Source organism: Corynebacterium sp. HMSC078A10 (assembly GCF_001811565.1).
Lineage (GTDB): Bacteria > Actinomycetota > Actinomycetes > Mycobacteriales > Mycobacteriaceae > Corynebacterium > Corynebacterium hesseae.
In genome coordinates this window covers 16,364-30,502 of the sequence record NZ_KV805205.1, presented here as the reverse complement: position 1 = coordinate 30,502, position 14,139 = coordinate 16,364, and the positions used below count along the sequence as shown (strand labels likewise).

General features: G+C 62.8%; 21 protein-coding genes. 4 read left to right on the top strand and 17 right to left on the bottom strand.

Annotated features, from left to right (window positions below):
- The first annotated feature begins 15 nt into the window (after positions 1-15).
- Together HMPREF2808_RS06265 and fdhD are read left to right on the top strand one after the other, a co-directional pair.
- Entirely contained in the window at positions 16-264 is a 249-nt protein-coding gene (locus HMPREF2808_RS06265; RefSeq protein WP_070624267.1) for a DUF6457 domain-containing protein, read from the top strand.
- Complete coding sequence (gene fdhD / locus HMPREF2808_RS06260; protein ID WP_070624266.1) at positions 261-1,112, top strand: formate dehydrogenase accessory sulfurtransferase FdhD; 852 nt, start codon at positions 261-263, stop codon at positions 1,110-1,112. Before HMPREF2808_RS06265 ends, fdhD begins: the two co-directional genes overlap by 4 nt.
- On the opposite strand, the gene HMPREF2808_RS06255 is transcribed toward fdhD, so the two are convergent.
- From HMPREF2808_RS06255 to HMPREF2808_RS06230, 6 genes are all read right to left on the bottom strand, one after another.
- Complete coding sequence (locus HMPREF2808_RS06255) at positions 1,081-1,866, bottom strand: formate/nitrite transporter family protein (protein ID WP_070624265.1); 786 nt, start codon at positions 1,864-1,866, stop codon at positions 1,081-1,083. The two genes, fdhD and HMPREF2808_RS06255, sit on opposite strands and share 32 nt — an antisense overlap.
- Positions 1,867-2,014: 148 nt before the next feature.
- Entirely contained in the window at positions 2,015-2,566 is a 552-nt protein-coding gene (gene rplE / locus HMPREF2808_RS06250) for a 50S ribosomal protein L5 (RefSeq protein ID WP_070521728.1), read from the bottom strand.
- A 1-nt stretch (position 2,567) separates the two neighbouring features.
- Entirely contained in the window at positions 2,568-2,882 is a 315-nt protein-coding gene (gene rplX, locus HMPREF2808_RS06245; RefSeq protein ID WP_005527724.1) for a 50S ribosomal protein L24, read from the bottom strand.
- 4 nt (positions 2,883-2,886) lie between these two features.
- Entirely contained in the window at positions 2,887-3,255 is a 369-nt protein-coding gene (rplN, locus tag HMPREF2808_RS06240; RefSeq protein ID WP_070521731.1) for a 50S ribosomal protein L14, read from the bottom strand.
- Positions 3,256-3,690: 435 nt separating this feature from the next.
- Positions 3,691-5,697, bottom strand: coding sequence for a sucrose-specific PTS transporter subunit IIBC (locus HMPREF2808_RS06235; protein WP_070530803.1), 2,007 nt, complete (start codon positions 5,695-5,697; stop codon positions 3,691-3,693).
- A gap of 112 nt (positions 5,698-5,809) precedes the next feature.
- Positions 5,810-7,123, bottom strand: a complete 1,314-nt coding sequence (locus tag HMPREF2808_RS06230) for a glycoside hydrolase family 32 protein (protein WP_070624264.1) — start codon at positions 7,121-7,123, stop codon at positions 5,810-5,812.
- A gap of 21 nt (positions 7,124-7,144) precedes the next feature.
- Between HMPREF2808_RS06230 and HMPREF2808_RS06225 the strand changes: the two genes are divergently transcribed.
- Together HMPREF2808_RS06225 and HMPREF2808_RS06220 are read left to right on the top strand one after the other, a co-directional pair.
- Positions 7,145-8,014, top strand: coding sequence for a carbohydrate kinase family protein (locus tag HMPREF2808_RS06225; protein ID WP_070624320.1), 870 nt, complete (start codon positions 7,145-7,147; stop codon positions 8,012-8,014).
- Positions 8,011-8,403, top strand: coding sequence for a hypothetical protein (locus HMPREF2808_RS06220; RefSeq protein ID WP_070624263.1), 393 nt, complete (start codon positions 8,011-8,013; stop codon positions 8,401-8,403). The genes HMPREF2808_RS06225 and HMPREF2808_RS06220 overlap by 4 nt, the downstream gene beginning before the upstream one ends.
- Here HMPREF2808_RS06220 and HMPREF2808_RS06215 read toward each other — a convergent pair.
- From HMPREF2808_RS06215 to rplC, 11 genes are all read right to left on the bottom strand, one after another.
- A complete protein-coding gene (locus HMPREF2808_RS06215; protein ID WP_070624262.1) occupies positions 8,400-9,122 on the bottom strand; it encodes a hypothetical protein in 723 nt (240 codons plus the stop codon). The two genes, HMPREF2808_RS06220 and HMPREF2808_RS06215, sit on opposite strands and share 4 nt — an antisense overlap.
- Positions 9,123-9,310: 188 nt before the next feature.
- Positions 9,311-9,592 carry a 30S ribosomal protein S17 gene (rpsQ, locus tag HMPREF2808_RS06210; RefSeq protein WP_070521746.1) on the bottom strand — a complete coding sequence of 94 codons (282 nt, stop codon included), beginning with the start codon at positions 9,590-9,592 and terminating at the stop codon, positions 9,311-9,313.
- 2 nt (positions 9,593-9,594) lie between these two features.
- The gene (gene rpmC / locus HMPREF2808_RS06205; RefSeq protein ID WP_005276944.1) at positions 9,595-9,825 is read right to left on the bottom strand and encodes a 50S ribosomal protein L29; all 231 of its coding nucleotides are present in this window, start codon (positions 9,823-9,825) and stop codon (positions 9,595-9,597) included.
- Positions 9,825-10,241, bottom strand: coding sequence for a 50S ribosomal protein L16 (gene rplP / locus HMPREF2808_RS06200; protein WP_070521748.1), 417 nt, complete (start codon positions 10,239-10,241; stop codon positions 9,825-9,827). Before rplP ends, rpmC begins: the two co-directional genes overlap by 1 nt.
- A 3-nt stretch (positions 10,242-10,244) precedes the next feature.
- Positions 10,245-10,991, bottom strand: a complete 747-nt coding sequence (gene rpsC, locus HMPREF2808_RS06195; protein WP_070446580.1) for a 30S ribosomal protein S3 — start codon at positions 10,989-10,991, stop codon at positions 10,245-10,247.
- Positions 10,991-11,353 (bottom strand): 50S ribosomal protein L22, encoded by a 363-nt coding sequence (gene rplV, locus HMPREF2808_RS06190; RefSeq protein ID WP_010189645.1) that lies wholly within the window; start codon positions 11,351-11,353, stop codon positions 10,991-10,993. The genes rpsC and rplV overlap by 1 nt, the downstream gene beginning before the upstream one ends.
- A 3-nt stretch (positions 11,354-11,356) precedes the next feature.
- Complete coding sequence (gene rpsS, locus HMPREF2808_RS06185; protein ID WP_010189646.1) at positions 11,357-11,635, bottom strand: 30S ribosomal protein S19; 279 nt, start codon at positions 11,633-11,635, stop codon at positions 11,357-11,359.
- A 13-nt stretch (positions 11,636-11,648) separates the two neighbouring features.
- The gene (gene rplB, locus HMPREF2808_RS06180; protein ID WP_070563577.1) at positions 11,649-12,485 is read right to left on the bottom strand and encodes a 50S ribosomal protein L2; all 837 of its coding nucleotides are present in this window, start codon (positions 12,483-12,485) and stop codon (positions 11,649-11,651) included.
- 35 nt (positions 12,486-12,520) lie between these two features.
- Complete coding sequence (rplW, locus tag HMPREF2808_RS06175; RefSeq protein WP_046648478.1) at positions 12,521-12,823, bottom strand: 50S ribosomal protein L23; 303 nt, start codon at positions 12,821-12,823, stop codon at positions 12,521-12,523.
- Positions 12,823-13,485, bottom strand: a complete 663-nt coding sequence (gene rplD / locus HMPREF2808_RS06170) for a 50S ribosomal protein L4 (RefSeq protein WP_010189650.1) — start codon at positions 13,483-13,485, stop codon at positions 12,823-12,825. Before rplD ends, rplW begins: the two co-directional genes overlap by 1 nt.
- On the bottom strand, positions 13,482-14,138 hold the full coding sequence (gene rplC, locus HMPREF2808_RS06165) for a 50S ribosomal protein L3 (protein ID WP_070521756.1): 657 nt from the start codon (positions 14,136-14,138) through the stop codon (positions 13,482-13,484). Before rplC ends, rplD begins: the two co-directional genes overlap by 4 nt.
- Position 14,139 lies beyond the last annotated feature (1 nt).

Below are 14,139 nucleotides of genomic sequence, written 5' to 3'. Positions count from 1 at the left end.
TTAGCATGGGAAGTCATGAGTGAAGAACAAGACCCCATCCGCACGGCACACCAGTGGCTTGAGGAGGCTGCCGAGCTTGTCGGCGTCGCCCCGGCCGACGCCACCGCCTTGGTTAGAGAACTCCTCGATCTGACCAAGGACGTCGCGCATACCCAATCGCGCCCCGCTGCCCCGCTGACGGCGTACCTGGTCGGTTTGGCCTCGAAGGACGTCGACGAGGCCCGCACCCACATCGCCACGCTCAAGGAGGCCCTCAACCGATGAGCGGGCACGTCAACGCCACCTTCGCCGTGACCAAGGTGCGCCTCGATGAGCACGGAGAGGTCATCCAGGTCGATACCCGCGGCGATACCGTCGCCGGCGAAGAGCCTTTGGAGATCCGCGTGGGCGGACAAACGCTGACCACGACGATGCGCACGCCCGGCCACGATGTCGAGCTGGCCCATGGTTTTCTTCATTCCGAGGGCCACATCGAGAAGGCCAGCGATGTCACCGAGGCGCGCTACTGCGCCGGTGCCTCAGTGGACGGGCGCAACCCCTATAACCTGCTCGACGTTGAACTAGTCAACCCCCACGCGATTAGCCTCGCCGATCTACGCCTGACGACAACCACGTCTGCCTGCGGAGTGTGCGGTACCTCCTCTATCGAGGCGCTAATGAAACAGTCGCGATACCCAATCCCACAGGTGCCGGTGGATCCGGGGGTCGTCGCCAAGCTGCCCGGCGCCTTGAAAGCGGAGCAGAAGCAGTTCCGCAAAACCGGCGGCATCCACGCCGCGGGCGCCTTCACGCTCGAGGGAGAACCCGTCGTTGTACGCGAGGACGTCGGCAGGCACAACGCCGCCGACAAGGTTATCGGGCACCTACTGATGGAAGGAATGCTGCCCGCCAGCGACCTCATCCTGGTGATGAGCTCGCGCGCCAGCTTCGAGCTGGTCAACAAGGCTGCTATGGCCGGCTTCGGCATGCTCGTTGCGGTCTCCGCGGCCTCCTCGCTGGCGGTGGAAACCGCCCGGGAAACCGGCATGGCGCTCGTGGGCTTTGCCCGCGGCGACCGCTTCAACCTCTACTCGGGCGAACTTAGTCGCGGTACGCCTCCGGGCCAGAGTTAAGCCAGGCGTACACGCCGCCGATAAGGAAGCCGCCGCCGATGAGGTTTCCCACCCACACGATGGACCAGTTGGCCAACACCGCGCCGAGGGTGAAGCCCTCAGGCAGCGGGCTGGCGCAGAAGAAGGTCAGGGTCATCAGGCAGAAGTTGGCGATAACGTGCTCCAGGCCCAGGCCCACGAAGCAGGCGATGATCGGCACGATGACGAAGAACTTGGACACCACGTCCTTAGCAAAGACCGCGCCGACGATAGCCATGTTGACCACGAAGTTGGCCAGCATGGCCTCCACCAGCAGCCCGCCTGGACCCTTGGTCAGCTTGCCCATCGAGAGGTTGGCAATGAGATGGTTGGGGTCGATTCCGCCCAGCTTGGCCGACATTCCCATGGCTGCGGCAAAGAGGGTAGCACCAACCAGGTTAAACAGCGTCGTGACCACCAGCAGCCACAGGCCCTTGCCCCAGCCCACCTGTTTAGTTACGGCGCCATAGACCATGTACATCATGTTGCCGGTGGCCAGCTCCGCGCCGAGAAGGACGATGGCAAACAGGCCCAAGCCGAACAGGCAGGCAAAGACCAGCGAGCCCATGCCTTCCACATGCTTCTCGACGCCCATCCCCATCACCGCAGCAAACGCCGTACCGATGGCGAGGTACACACCCGCCAGGGTGGAGCGCACGGCAAACCGGCCAAAGGACTCGTCGAGCAACGCAACCTTTTTCTTTACCGCGGCTGCCGAAGCATCATTCAGGGACATTTCTTACCTCACTGGGGGACGCAGACTTCTCAGACGCTCGTAGTGTACTCCCCCGCGCTCAGGGTGACGAAACTCACCAGTGGCGCAGACACAAAAATTCCCCCGGAGCTCCTTCACGGAGTGCCGGGGGAATGATTCAAGCGCTACTTTACTTGAACGGGAAGCCGAGCTCGCGCAGGAGCTTGCGGCCCTCCTCGTCGTTGGTAGCGGTGGTCACGACGGTGATGTCCATACCGCGCGGGCGGTCCACCTTGTCGATGTCGATCTCGTAGAACATGGTCTGCTCGGTGAGACCGAAGGTGTAGTTGCCGTGGCCGTCGAACTGCTGGTCGGAGAGACCGCGGAAGTCGCGAATACGCGGCAGCGCGATGGTCAGCAGGCGGTCCAGGAACTCCCACATGCGGTCGCCGCGCAGGGTAACGCGTGCGCCGATGGGCATGCCCTCACGGAGCTTGAAGTTTGCGATGGACTTCTTAGCGCGACGCACCTGCGGCTTCTGGCCGGTGATAGCGGTAAGGTCCTCGAGAGCACCGTTGATCATCTTGGAGTCGCGGGCAGCGTCGCCCACACCCATGTTGACAACGACCTTGGTGACGCCCGGAATCTGCATCACGTTGTCGTACTTGAACTCGTCGTTCAGAGTCTTCTTGATTTCCTCGCGGTAGCGGGTCTTCAGACGCGGAGTGTAGTTCTCGCTCATGTTAGATGTCCTTCCCGTTGCTACGTGCGATGCGGACCTTCTTGCCGTTTTCGTCGAAACGGTAGCCCACGCGGGTCGGGTTGCCCTCGGAGTCAACGATCGCAACGTTGGACACGTGGATCGGAGCTTCCTGGGTAACGATTCCGCCGGACTCGGCGCCACGCTCGGTAGCGGAGTTAGCAACGTGCTTCTTGACGCGGTTGACGCCCTCAACGAGGACCTTGTCGCGCTTCGGGTATGCCTCGATGACCTTGCCCTTCGCGCCCTTGTCCGGGCCCGAAATGACGATCACCATATCGCCCTTATGAATCTTCATAAGATTAGATCACCTCCGGTGCGAGAGAAACGATCTTCATGAAGCGCTTGTCACGAAGTTCGCGAGCAACCGGGCCGAAGATGCGGGTACCGCGCGGCTCATTGTCGCCCTTGAGAATAACTGCGGCGTTTTCATCGAATGCGATGTAGGAGCCGTCCGGGCGACGGGTCTCCTTCTTGGCACGGACGATGACGGCCTTGACGACATCGCCTTCCTTCACGTTGCCACCCGGGGTGGCTTCCTTGACAGTGGCAACGACAACGTCACCAATGCCAGCGAAACGTCGAACGGAGCCGCCGAGAACGCGGATGACGAGGAGCTCTCGTGCACCGGAGTTGTCGGCGACGCGCAGACGCGATTCTTGCTGAATCACTATGGGTCTCCTGACCTGGATTAACGTGCATCAAGATTTCCGTCCTTGACACACCTGGTCTACTTGCTTGCGTGGCATAGGCTGTGCGACGAACTCGCTGTTCACAGCGGTCGAAGGGTCTCGGTGTGGCGATTCGGAAACGCATCGCGCTGCACCGACCGACCATATGCAACCCATACATTCAAGCATGTCCCCCACTGTTTCCCCAAATCGCGCACCCCACTACGTCCCGCCCCACAGCACACTCTCGAATGCATGGCCGGCCCCTACGCGCCACGCCCTCCCCCACCTGCCCTCACCCCACAGTGCAGATGTGCAGACCCGGAAGTGCAGAGGTGCAGGTGGGCGTCGTCAAGCGCACGCGCAGTGCTTGGCGACGACCAGGGCGTGTCTGCACATTCTGGTCTGCACTTATGGAATCGGCGGACGGAGGCTCTAGGCCTTCTCCGCCGAAGCGGCGGTGGTGGTAGCCGCAGGTTTCGGCTTCGGGTCCACGGTGAGTAATGCATCCCCGAAGGTGATTTCCGCACCGGTGGCATAGGCCGGGAGGACTGGGCCCGTCTTCTTCGAGTTGGATACCACCACAGGTGTTGTCACCGGGTAGTCCGCCGCCTTGATGGCGGCGATATCGAACTCGCAGAGGAGGTCACCGGCCTTGACCTCATCGCCCTTGGAGACGTGCGAGGTAAAGTGCTCGCCCTTCAGGTTCACGGTGTCGAAACCGATGTGCATGAGGATGTCAACGTTGTTGCCGTCGGCATCTTTTCCACGCACGGCATAGGCGTGCTTGGAAGGGAAGGTGACGGTGACCTTGCCATCAATCGGGGAGACGAGGCGCCCCTCGCTCGGCTCGATGGCCGCGCCCGCGCCCAGCTTGCCGGCGGCAAACATCGGGTCGGAGACCGATTCCAACGCGATGGCCTTTCCGGCCAGCGGGGAGGCCACGCGGTAGGCATTCGGATCAGCGGTTGCGGCAGGAACCGCACCGCCTACGTCGGCGTTGGCGGTACCGACCTCATCGGGATCGATGGAGCCGTTCTTGGAGATGAGGTAGCGGCCATATACAAAGGCCACGCCGAAGGAGAGGATGAGGGAGACGAAGGCGCAGATGAAGAACTGCGTGTAATCCTCCGGGCGCATTGAGACGAATCCGATGAAGCCGGCGGCGCCGAGGGCGGTAGCTTTGACGTCGAGAAGCGCGATGAGCGTCGAGGCCACTGCGGACGCGCCCATGCCGATGTAGAACGGCCAGCGCAGGCGGAGGTTCACACCGAAGATAGCGGGCTCGGTAATGCCGAAGAGCGCGGAAACACCCGAGGCGCCCGACAGGCCCTTGAGCTTCTCCGACTTGGTCAGGAAGTAGACCGCCAAGGCCACGCCACCCTGGGCAATGTTGGCCATGGAGGCCACCGCGAAGATGAAGGAACCGCCCTCGTTCCACAGCATCGTCTCAATCGGCGGGAAGGACTGGTGGAGGCCGGTGATAACGATCGGCGAGTAGAACAAACCGAAGATGAAGCCGCCCACCGGGCCGGCGAAGGTGTAAAGGTCGTTGAGCCCAGCGCCGAGCATGTCGCCCGCCGTGCGCAGAATAGGACCAACCGCGATGAAGGTGATAAAGCCCGTCACCAGCAACGTGAGCAGCGGGGTGAGCATGAAGTCCACGGTGCCCTTGAGGTGCTTGTGCAGGAATTTCTCAATCGTGGCCAGAATCCACGCGATGACCAAGATCGGCAGGATGGAACCCTGGTAACCCGCCTGGGCCACATCGAGGCCGAAGATATTCCAGTAGGACATCTCCCCCGCCTCGATGGTCGCGGCCACCTGATACCCGTTCACCAGGTCCGGCATCACCATGGCCATGGCCATGCCCGCACCGAGGAACTCGTTGCCGCCGAAGCGCTTGGTGGCGGTGAAGCCCACCAGGATAGGCAGGAAGGCAAACGGCGCGGAAGCCAAGAGGTTGATGAGCCCGGCGACATCCGCCATGGCCGGGAACATCTCGATGACGGATTGCTCGCCGAACAGCCCGTTGGCGGTCAGCACATTGTTGAGCGCCATGAGCAGACCGCCGCCGACCAGAATCGGGATGAGCGGCACGAAGATATCCGCGAGGACCTTCACTGCCCGGGAGAACCAATTGCCGGAGTCGGCGGCGATGTCCTTGAGCTTGTCAGTAGAAACTGCGATATCCTTCGAGGTCATCGCGTTGATCTGGTCGAATACGATGTTGACATCGCCCGGGCCGACGATGACCTGGAACATGCCCCCGGCCTCAAAGATGCCCTTGAGGTCCGGATCGTTTTCCAGTGCGGCCGTATCGACTTTTTTGCTGTCTTTCAGCACCATGCGCAGGCGGGTGGCGCAGTGCGCGAGCGCCACAATGTTGTCTTCGCCGCCGATTGCTTTGAGTGTTCGCGCCGCGACCTGTTTGTGATCCATACCGGCGTGCCTCCTCGGAAAGTGAGATGAATTAAGTAGCTTCACCTCCTATTAGACACGTTACCCAACATAAAGCCAACAATTCGGGCACAAATATAGGAAAATTCACACCCTACCGGGCTTCCCAGCCGCGCCAGCGAGCGTCGCCGGCACCAAAAACTGCCGACGCCCCCGCAATCCGCCCATCACCCGCGAAGACTTCTACCGCGCAGCCATCCGCGATGAGCTCCACAGAACCCGCCGGGCACGGCACGACGCGCTCATCCTCCCCAGAGCTAAGCCGCAACACTCCCCCGCCGTAGGTGACGCGGAAAGCGTCGGCACCGGAGTCGTCGACAAGCACATACGTTCCCTCCCCAGCCTGCAGCATGGCCACCGAACCGAACCCCTCTCGCGCCGGCCCCGCCGGCACGGACCACAGCGGTGCCTGGCGCAACCATCCATCCTCCAGCCAGACGCGCCGCGGAAGCGTCAGCGTATGCACCCAGCCCTGGGCGACAGTCGGGGTGTCATCCTGCGCGGGCAGCCCCATCCACCCCAGCATGATGGCCTCGCCATCCTTCTCCACCAGCTGCGGCGCATAGAACTGGTGGCCATAGTCCACCTCGCTGAAACCGCGCTCCACGTGGAAAACCGTGCTCTCAAGCCGGCCCACGAGGTAGCCGCACTGGTCGGAGGAGGCGTAGTGCGTGGCGTTACCGCGCACGGGATCTAAACCTTGCGGGCAGATGACCAAGACATCCTTGTCCTCCCCCGTGGCGCGGTCCCGCAGCGTGAGCAAATTCGGGCATTCCCACATGTAGCCGCCCGGCACCAGGTCGGGGCTCAGGCCCGGCTCAGCGCCTGAGGTGTCAAAGGTGAGCGCACCCTCAAAGGACCACTGCGCCAAGTCCGTGGAGCGATAGAGCACCACGTGCCCGGTTTCATCCTCCGCCTGGGCGCCGAGCACCATGCGCCAGCCGTCCTTGTCGCGGGTGATCTGGGGATCGCGGTAATGCCCGGTGAAACCTGCGGCGGGCCCGTCGATGAGGGGGTTCGCGGCGTCGTGCTCGTAGAAGCCGCCTTCTGGACCGCCGGCATCGACCGCGCGGACGCGGTTCTGCGAGGGAATCCGCACGCCATCGCGCTTGAGGTTGCCGGTATAAAACAGCCAGACGTCCTCGCCGTCGACCACCGCACCACCGGAATAGCAACCGTGGGCGTCGTGCTCACGGATGGGATAGAGCGCGTCCGGGAAGTGCCGCCAGGGCTGCGGCTCGCTTAAGCAAGTCACGGCGTGCCCCCAACCCGTCTGCTTCGGTGCGTGTGGGAAACAGGGGTCGTGCTGATAGTAAACGTGCAGGTTATCGCCATCAAGGAAGACCCCGTTTGGATCGTTAAGGCGACCGGACGGCGGGGAGAGATGGAAGTGCGGACGGTAGTTCATGCTCCCGATAGTATGGGCTCTATGGACATTATGGTGTGTGGCGAAGGCCTCGTTGACCTCGTTCCGCGCGGACGCGGGGGGCTGGCGGATCTCACCCCGGCGTTGGGCGGCGGCCCCTTCAATGTGGCGGTCGCGGCGGGGCGTTTGGGCGCAAGCGTGGGTTTTCAATCGCGGCTTTCGCGGGATGCATTCGGGCAGGCGCTCGTGGAGCGCCTACATAAAGAAGGAGTGGATACCTCGCTCGTGCAGCGCGGTGACGAGCCCACAACGCTGGCGGTCTGCAACATCGGGGAGGACGGCTCGGCCACCTACTCCTTCTATACGGAGGGCACGGCGGACCGCCTGGTGGAGCCCGTGCTTGCCGACGTCCCTTGGGCCTGCTTCGGCACCGTCTCCCTCGCCCTGGAGCCGGGCGCATCCCGCTATGCCGCGCTACTTCAGGAGCTTGCGGCGCGGGGCACGAAGGTGGCGCTGGATCCCAACATCCGCCTCTTCTTCACCACCCCGGCGCATCGCGAGTTTTTGTTGTCGTTGCTGCCGCACGTCACGCTGTTGAAGCTGAGTGAGGAGGAGGTTGAATTCCTCGGCGAGGACGCCCTTTCGCAGGTGCCCGTGGTCGTGACCACGCGCGGTGCGGAAGGTCTGAGTGTGCGCACGGACTCGGCATCGCTGCAGGTACCGCCGGTCGAGGTGGAGGTGGCGGACACCATTGGCGCGGGCGACACGGTGATGGCCGCGCTCTTGAGTCAGTTGGTGGAGCGGGACGTTAGCACTTTGGGCGTCGAGGAGTGGCAGGAGATCCTGCACTTTGCGGCGACGGCCGCAGCCATTACTGTTTCCCGCACGGGCGCGCAGCCGCCCACGCTTTCTGAGGTGGAGGAACTACTATGAGCTATCCCCTGCGCACGACCGGGCTCCACGGCCTGCTCTTCCTCGTGGTGACGGTGTCCTTCATTTTGCCCGTCGTCTTCGGCACGGGCGCGCTTCTGCCGGTGCCAGCTGCGGTGGTGCTGTCGGTGCTGTTGGGAGGTGCCGCGCTTGTCGACGCCTCCTACCGCGCCTTCTCCCCCGCCCAGCGCCCCACCCGGGGGCTGCGCGCTATCTCCGCGCTGGGCGCGGTTGCGCTCATCGCGGGCTGGCTGGTGTGGCTCAAGGTCTTTCGCACCGTCGACCTGGCCAGCGCCGCGCCCTACCGCATCGGCACGTTTCTTCTCGCGGTGGGCGCGGTGCTCTGTGTCTTTAGCATCGCTATCGCGCTCACACACCGGCGGGTGCGCTAAAGAATATCTGCCGGTATGTAGGGCATGCGCAGCGTGCCCATCGGGACACTCACATCGCTTTGCCAGAATCCGCTCGTGGCATCGATCGGCAAGGTGACCTTCGTGCCTTCGTAGCCGTCCCACAAATCCCCATTGCCAACTATTCCGATACATTCCTGGTTTGCACGAACCTCCACCTCACCCGGCCTGCCGCTCATGCTGCCGCTCAACGTGGTGGGCGCGTCCAAGGCCAGGACCCACACCTCTTCCGAGGCATATTCGGGCAAGACGATGCCGGGCTCTCCACCGTCGAGGTCGCCTGCTTCAGCCTTGTACACGGTGCCCGACACGGTAGACGGGACATCGGCAGGATTGCCCTCGCTGCGGACGCGGTCCTTCCGGTACACGCACTTCTCAATGCCGCTGGCAGCGGAGGTGCCCACACCGTCTTTAGCTACATCTTGTGCGTTGGACGTCTTCGCGCCTTCAGCCGCGCCAGAATCAGCGGCGCCAGGTGTATAGCCGGCTGGCAGCGTCGGGTTGGGTCCGGCCGCCTCGATGTTCGGCTGTGGTTGCGCGTCCGAATCCGGCTCGGCCTGCGTAGTTGAAACGTCGCCAGTGGATTCCACAGCCGGGGCATCAGCAGCAACCGGGGCAGGCTCCTCCGCGGCGCAACCAACGAGGGCTGCAACAGAGGAAGCGCAGACAAGGGTAAGCAGAGAGCGAGAGAACGCGGACATAGAGAGTTTGGCCTTTCAGGAGATGAACGGCCTTACCCTAACACGTTTTCGCAGCTTAATCCCCATAACTGGAGACCGCTCCCCTGACAGACTGGTGTCTCTGGCGCGCCGGATGCGGAAGCCAAGGGCGCATAAAAATGGCCCCCACGTTCACCGTGGGGGCCACTGATATCGAGGAGGGCTAGATTTTACTTAGCCTTCTCCACGATCTCGACGAGACGGAAGTGCTTGTCCTTGGACAGCGGGCGAGTCTCGGCGATGAGAACGCGGTCGCCGATGCCGGCGGTCTCGTTCTCGTCGTGCGCCTTAACCTTCTTGTTAGTGCGCATAATCTTGCCGTAGAGGGCGTGCTGCTTGCGGTCCTCGAGCTCGACAACGATGGTCTTGTCCATCTTGTCAGAGACAACGATGCCGGTGCGGGTCTTGCGAGCGCCCTTTTCCTTCTTAGTGTTCACGTTTGCCTCACTCATGATTAAGCCTCAGCTCCCGGAGCAACGGACAGGCCCAGCTCGCGCTCGCGCAGAACGGTGTAGATGCGGGCGATGTCGCGCTTAACCGTGCCGATGCGGCGGTTGTTGGTCAGCTGGCCAGTGGCCTTCTGGAAACGAAGGTTGAAGAGCTCTTCCTTCGCATCCTTCAGGCGGGTTTCCAGCTCAGCGTTGTCGAGCTCACGGAACTCGTGGGCGGGGGTACCGGTAGCCATTAGAACTGGTCCTCCTTCTTGATGATGCGGACCTTGCACGGAAGCTTCTGGCCAGCGCGGCGCAGGGCCTCGATGGCAACTTCGTCGTTCGGGTAGGTCATCTCGAAGAGGATGCGGCCCGGCTTAACGTTGGCAACCCACTTCTCGACGGGACCCTTACCGGAACCCATACGCACGCCGAGCGGCTTCTGGGTCAGGGGGCGGTCCGGGAAGATGTTGATCCACACCTTGCCACCGCGCTTAACGTGGCGGTTGATGGCAATACGTGCGGCCTCAATCTGGCGGTTGGTGATGTACGCCGGCTCGAGAGCCTGGATGGCGTAGTCACCGAAGTTGATGCGGTTACCGCCCTTGGACACACCCGAGCGGGTCGGGCGGTGCTGGCGACGGTACTTGACGCGCTTAGGAATCAGCATGGATTAGCCCTCCTGCTTCTGCTGTGCGCGCTGACGACGCTGGCCACCACGGCGCGAGCGACCGTTACGGTCACCGCGGCCACGGCCCTGCGCCGGAGCGTTCAGTTCGGACTCGCGCACGCCACCGACAACGTCACCCTTGTAGATCCACACCTTGATGCCGATGCGGCCGAAGGTGGTGTGGGCCTCTGCGGTGCCGTAGTCGATTTCGGCGCGAAGAGTGTGCAGCGGAACGCGACCCTCGTGGTAGCGCTCAACGCGAGACATTTCTGCACCGCCCAGGCGGCCGGACAGCAGAATCTTGATGCCCTTGACCTGCGGCTGGCGCATAGCGGACTGGATAGCCTTGCGCATTGCACGACGGAATGCGACACGGTTAACCAACTGCTCCGCGATGGACTGCGCAACCAGGGTTGCGTTGGCGTCGACCTGCTTGACCTCGAGAATGTTGAGGGCAACCATCTTGCCGGTGAGCTTCTCCAGCTCGCGGCGGATGCGGTCAGCCTCAGCGCCGCGGCGGCCAATCACGATGCCCGGGCGGGCGGTGTGAATGTCCACGCGGACGCGGTCGCGGGTGCGCTCGATGACGACGTCGGCAATGCCGGCGCGGTCGAGGCCCTTCTCCAAGTACTCGCGGATCTTGATGTCTTCGGCTACGTAGTTTGCGTAGTCCTTATCGGCGTACCAGTGGGTCTTCCAGTCGGAAGTGATGCCCAAACGTAGGCCGTGAGGATGGATCTTCTGGCCCATTACTTGGCCCCTTCCTTCTGGCTCTCGACAACCACGGTGATGTGGCTGGTGCGCTTACGAATCATGAATGCGCGGCCCTGTGCGCGCGGCTGGAAACGACGCATGGTCGGACCCTCGTTGGCGTATGCCTCGGAGATGACCAGGGTGCGCGGATCCAGGCCGAAGTTATTCTCAGCGTTGGCAGCTGCGGATGCAACAACCTTGGCAACCGGCTCAGCGGCGCCCTGCGGAGCGTACTTCAGGATTGCAAGTGCCTCGGCTACGGACTTACCGCGGACCAAGTCGATGACGCGGCGTGCCTTCATCGGGGTAACGCGGACGTAGCGAGCCGTTGCGGATGCGGAGGTGATGGTGTCACTCATCGCTTATCGACGTCCCTTCTTGTCGTCCTTGACGTGACCCTTAAAGGTCTTGGTGGGTGCGAACTCACCGAGCTTGTGACCAACCATGGAGTCCTCGACGAACACCGGCACATGCTTGCGGCCGTCGTGGACGGCGAAGGTGTGACCGATGAAATCGGGCAGGATGGTGGAGCGGCGAGACCAGGTCTTGATGACCTGCTTGGTGCCGGCCTCGTTCTGAGCATCAACCTTGTTGAGGAGGTGCTCATCGACGAACGGGCCCTTCTTAAGGCTGCGTGGCATTGTTTACCTCCTCTTAGCGCTTCTTGTTCGGGCGACGACGGCGCACGATCATATTGTTCGAGTAACGGTTCGGGTTGCGGGTGCGGCCTTCCTTGTGGCCCCACGGCGACACCGGGTGGCGACCACCCGAGGTCTTACCCTCACCACCACCGTGCGGGTGGTCGACCGGGTTCATAACGACACCGCGGACGGTCGGGCGGACGCCCTTCCAGCGCATACGGCCGGCCTTGCCCCAGCGGATGTTCATCTGGTCAGCGTTGCCAACCTCACCGACGGTGGCGCGGCAACGGATGTCGACGCGACGGATCTCAGAGGACGGCATACGCAGGATGGCGTACTTGCCCTCCTTACCCAGCAGCTGGATGGAAGCACCAGCGGAGCGAGCCAGCTTAGCGCCAGCGCCCGGCTTGAGCTCCACAGCGTGGATGGTGGTACCGGTCGGGATGTTGCGCAGCGGCAGGTTGTTGCCAACCTTGATATCTGCGTTCGCACCAGCCTCAACGATGGCGCCCTGCTTCAGGCCCTTCGGGGCGATGATGTAGCGCTTCTCGCCGTCTGCGTAGTGCAGGAGGGCGATGTTAGCGGTACGGTTCGGGTCGTACTCGATGTGAGCGACCTTTGCGGGGATGCCGTCCTTGTCGGTACGACGGAAGTCGATGAGACGGTAACGGCGCTTGTGGCCACCGCCGATGTGGCGGGTGGTGATGCGGCCGTAGTTGTTACGACCACCAGTCTTGCTCAGCGGGCGCAGCAGGGACTTCTCCGGGGTCGAGCGAGTGATTTCCTCGAACTCGGACACGGAGGATGCGCGGCGACCCGGAGTTGTCGGCTTGTACTTACGAATAGCCATAATTCTTCCTTTTCCTTTCGGCTCTTCGGTGGGGCTTAAGCGCCTGCGCCGAAGACGTCGATGGAGTCGCTGCCTTCACGGAGCGTCACGTAGGCGCGCTTGGTGGACTTACGCTGACCGAAACCGGTGCGGGTGCGCTTGCGCTTGCCTGCACGGTTCACGGTGTTCACGGAAGCAACCTTCACGCCGAAGATCTGCTCGACGGCATCTTTAATCTGGGTCTTGTTGGAGTCCGTGGAGACGTAGAACGTGTAGACGTTCTGCTCCATCAGGCCGTAGGACTTCTCGGACACAACCGGTGCGATGATGACGTCGCGCGGGTTAGCGAGCTTAGCCATTACTTCTCCTCCTTAGCTTCCTCGGCGGCGCCGGTAGCGCGCTCGACGAAGGTGTGCAGAGCCTCAACGGAGAACACAACGTCATCCGAGTAGAGGACGTCGTAGGTGTTCAGCTGGCCGGCGTCCAGGATCTGGACGTTCGGCAGGTTGTTGGCGCTGCGGCGAGCATTGATGTCCTCGCGGCCGATGACCAGAAGAACATTCTTGCGGTCGGTGAGGCGCTCGATGAAAGCCTTGGCCTGCTTGGTGGACGGGGTCTGGCCCGGGACGAGCTCCTCGATGACGTGGATGCGCTCGTTACGTGCACGGTCAGACAGTGCGCCGTAGAGAGCAGCCTTGATCATGCGCTTCGGGGTGCGCTGGGAGTAGTCACGCGGGACCGGGCCGTGCACGGTGCCACCACCGGTGTAGTGCGGCGCACGGATGGAGCCCTGGCGGGCGCGGCCGGTGCCCTTCTGGCGGAACGGCTTGCGACCACCGCCGCGGACCTCGCCGCGAGTCTTGGTCTTGTGGGTACCCTGACGAGCAGCAGCGAGCTGTGCGTTGACAACCTGGTGCATCAGAGCAATGGATGCCTCGGTGTCAAAGAGCTCGGCCGGCAACTCAACGGTGCCGTTGGTCTTACCGTCAGCGGTCTGGACGTCTAGCTTGAGGTTGCTCATGCGTGTGCACCGCCCTTCACTGCGGTCTTAACGGTGACGAGGCCACCGCGCGCACCCGGGATAGCACCCTTGATGAGCAGCAGGTTGGACTCGGCATCAATCTTCTGAATCTTCAGGTTCTGGGTGGTCACGCGGTCCTGGCCCATGCGGCCAGCCATGCGCTTACCCTTGAAGACGCGGCCCGGGAACGAAGCGCCACCAATGCCACCAACGCGGCGGTGAGCAGCCTGGTTACCGTGGGCAGCGCCCTGGCCTGCGAAGCCGTGGCGCTTCATGGCGCCAGCGTAGCCGTGACCCTTGGTGGTGCCGGTGACGTCAACGAAGGTAACGCCCTCGAAGATGTCCACCTTGACCTCCTGGCCGACCTCGTATGCGGAGGTATCGTCCATGCGGATCTCAGCGACGTAGCGGCGCGGGGTCACGCCAGCCTTCTTGAAGTGACCAGCGGCCGGCTTGTTGGCCTTGCGCGGGTCCTTCTCGCCGAAGGCAATCTGGATGGCGTTGTAGCCATCGGTTTCCTTGGTACGGATCTGGGTAACCACGCACGGGCCAGCCTCGACGACGGTCACCGGCACAACGCGGTTCTCCTCGTCGAAGACCTGGGTCATGCCGAGCTTGGTGCCCAGAATTCCCTTGATCTCGTTTTCACTCATT

Bases quoted from the DNA above. Each gene is read 5' to 3' on its own strand.
- rpsC (WP_070446580.1), bottom strand. From the start codon at position 10,991: ATGGGCCAGAAGATCCATCCTCACGGCCTACGTTTGGGCATCACTTCC.
- rplW (WP_046648478.1), bottom strand. From the start codon at position 12,823: ATGGCTAAGCTCGCTAACCCGCGCGACGTCATCATCGCACCGGTTGTG.
- HMPREF2808_RS06265 (WP_070624267.1), top strand. From the start codon at position 16: ATGAGTGAAGAACAAGACCCCATCCGCACGGCACACCAGTGGCTTGAG.
- rplX (WP_005527724.1), bottom strand. From the start codon at position 2,882: ATGAAGATTCATAAGGGCGATATGGTGATCGTCATTTCGGGCCCGGAC.
- HMPREF2808_RS06230 (WP_070624264.1), bottom strand. From the start codon at position 7,123: ATGAACTACCGTCCGCACTTCCATCTCTCCCCGCCGTCCGGTCGCCTT.
- rplV (WP_010189645.1), bottom strand. From the start codon at position 11,353: ATGAGTGACACCATCACCTCCGCATCCGCAACGGCTCGCTACGTCCGC.
- rpsQ (WP_070521746.1), bottom strand. From the start codon at position 9,592: ATGAGTGAGGCAAACGTGAACACTAAGAAGGAAAAGGGCGCTCGCAAG.
- HMPREF2808_RS06215 (WP_070624262.1), bottom strand. From the start codon at position 9,122: ATGTCCGCGTTCTCTCGCTCTCTGCTTACCCTTGTCTGCGCTTCCTCT.
- rpmC (WP_005276944.1), bottom strand. From the start codon at position 9,825: ATGGCTACCGGTACCCCCGCCCACGAGTTCCGTGAGCTCGACAACGCT.
- HMPREF2808_RS06220 (WP_070624263.1), top strand. From the start codon at position 8,011: ATGAGCTATCCCCTGCGCACGACCGGGCTCCACGGCCTGCTCTTCCTC.
- fdhD (WP_070624266.1), top strand. From the start codon at position 261: ATGAGCGGGCACGTCAACGCCACCTTCGCCGTGACCAAGGTGCGCCTC.
- rplB (WP_070563577.1), bottom strand. From the start codon at position 12,485: ATGGCTATTCGTAAGTACAAGCCGACAACTCCGGGTCGCCGCGCATCC.
- HMPREF2808_RS06235 (WP_070530803.1), bottom strand. From the start codon at position 5,697: ATGGATCACAAACAGGTCGCGGCGCGAACACTCAAAGCAATCGGCGGC.
- HMPREF2808_RS06225 (WP_070624320.1), top strand. From the start codon at position 7,145: ATGGACATTATGGTGTGTGGCGAAGGCCTCGTTGACCTCGTTCCGCGC.
- rplE (WP_070521728.1), bottom strand. From the start codon at position 2,566: ATGAGCGAGAACTACACTCCGCGTCTGAAGACCCGCTACCGCGAGGAA.
- rpsS (WP_010189646.1), bottom strand. From the start codon at position 11,635: ATGCCACGCAGCCTTAAGAAGGGCCCGTTCGTCGATGAGCACCTCCTC.
- HMPREF2808_RS06255 (WP_070624265.1), bottom strand. From the start codon at position 1,866: ATGTCCCTGAATGATGCTTCGGCAGCCGCGGTAAAGAAAAAGGTTGCG.
- rplC (WP_070521756.1), bottom strand. From the start codon at position 14,138: ATGAGTGAAAACGAGATCAAGGGAATTCTGGGCACCAAGCTCGGCATG.
- rplP (WP_070521748.1), bottom strand. From the start codon at position 10,241: ATGCTGATTCCTAAGCGCGTCAAGTACCGTCGCCAGCACCGCCCGACC.
- rplD (WP_010189650.1), bottom strand. From the start codon at position 13,485: ATGAGCAACCTCAAGCTAGACGTCCAGACCGCTGACGGTAAGACCAAC.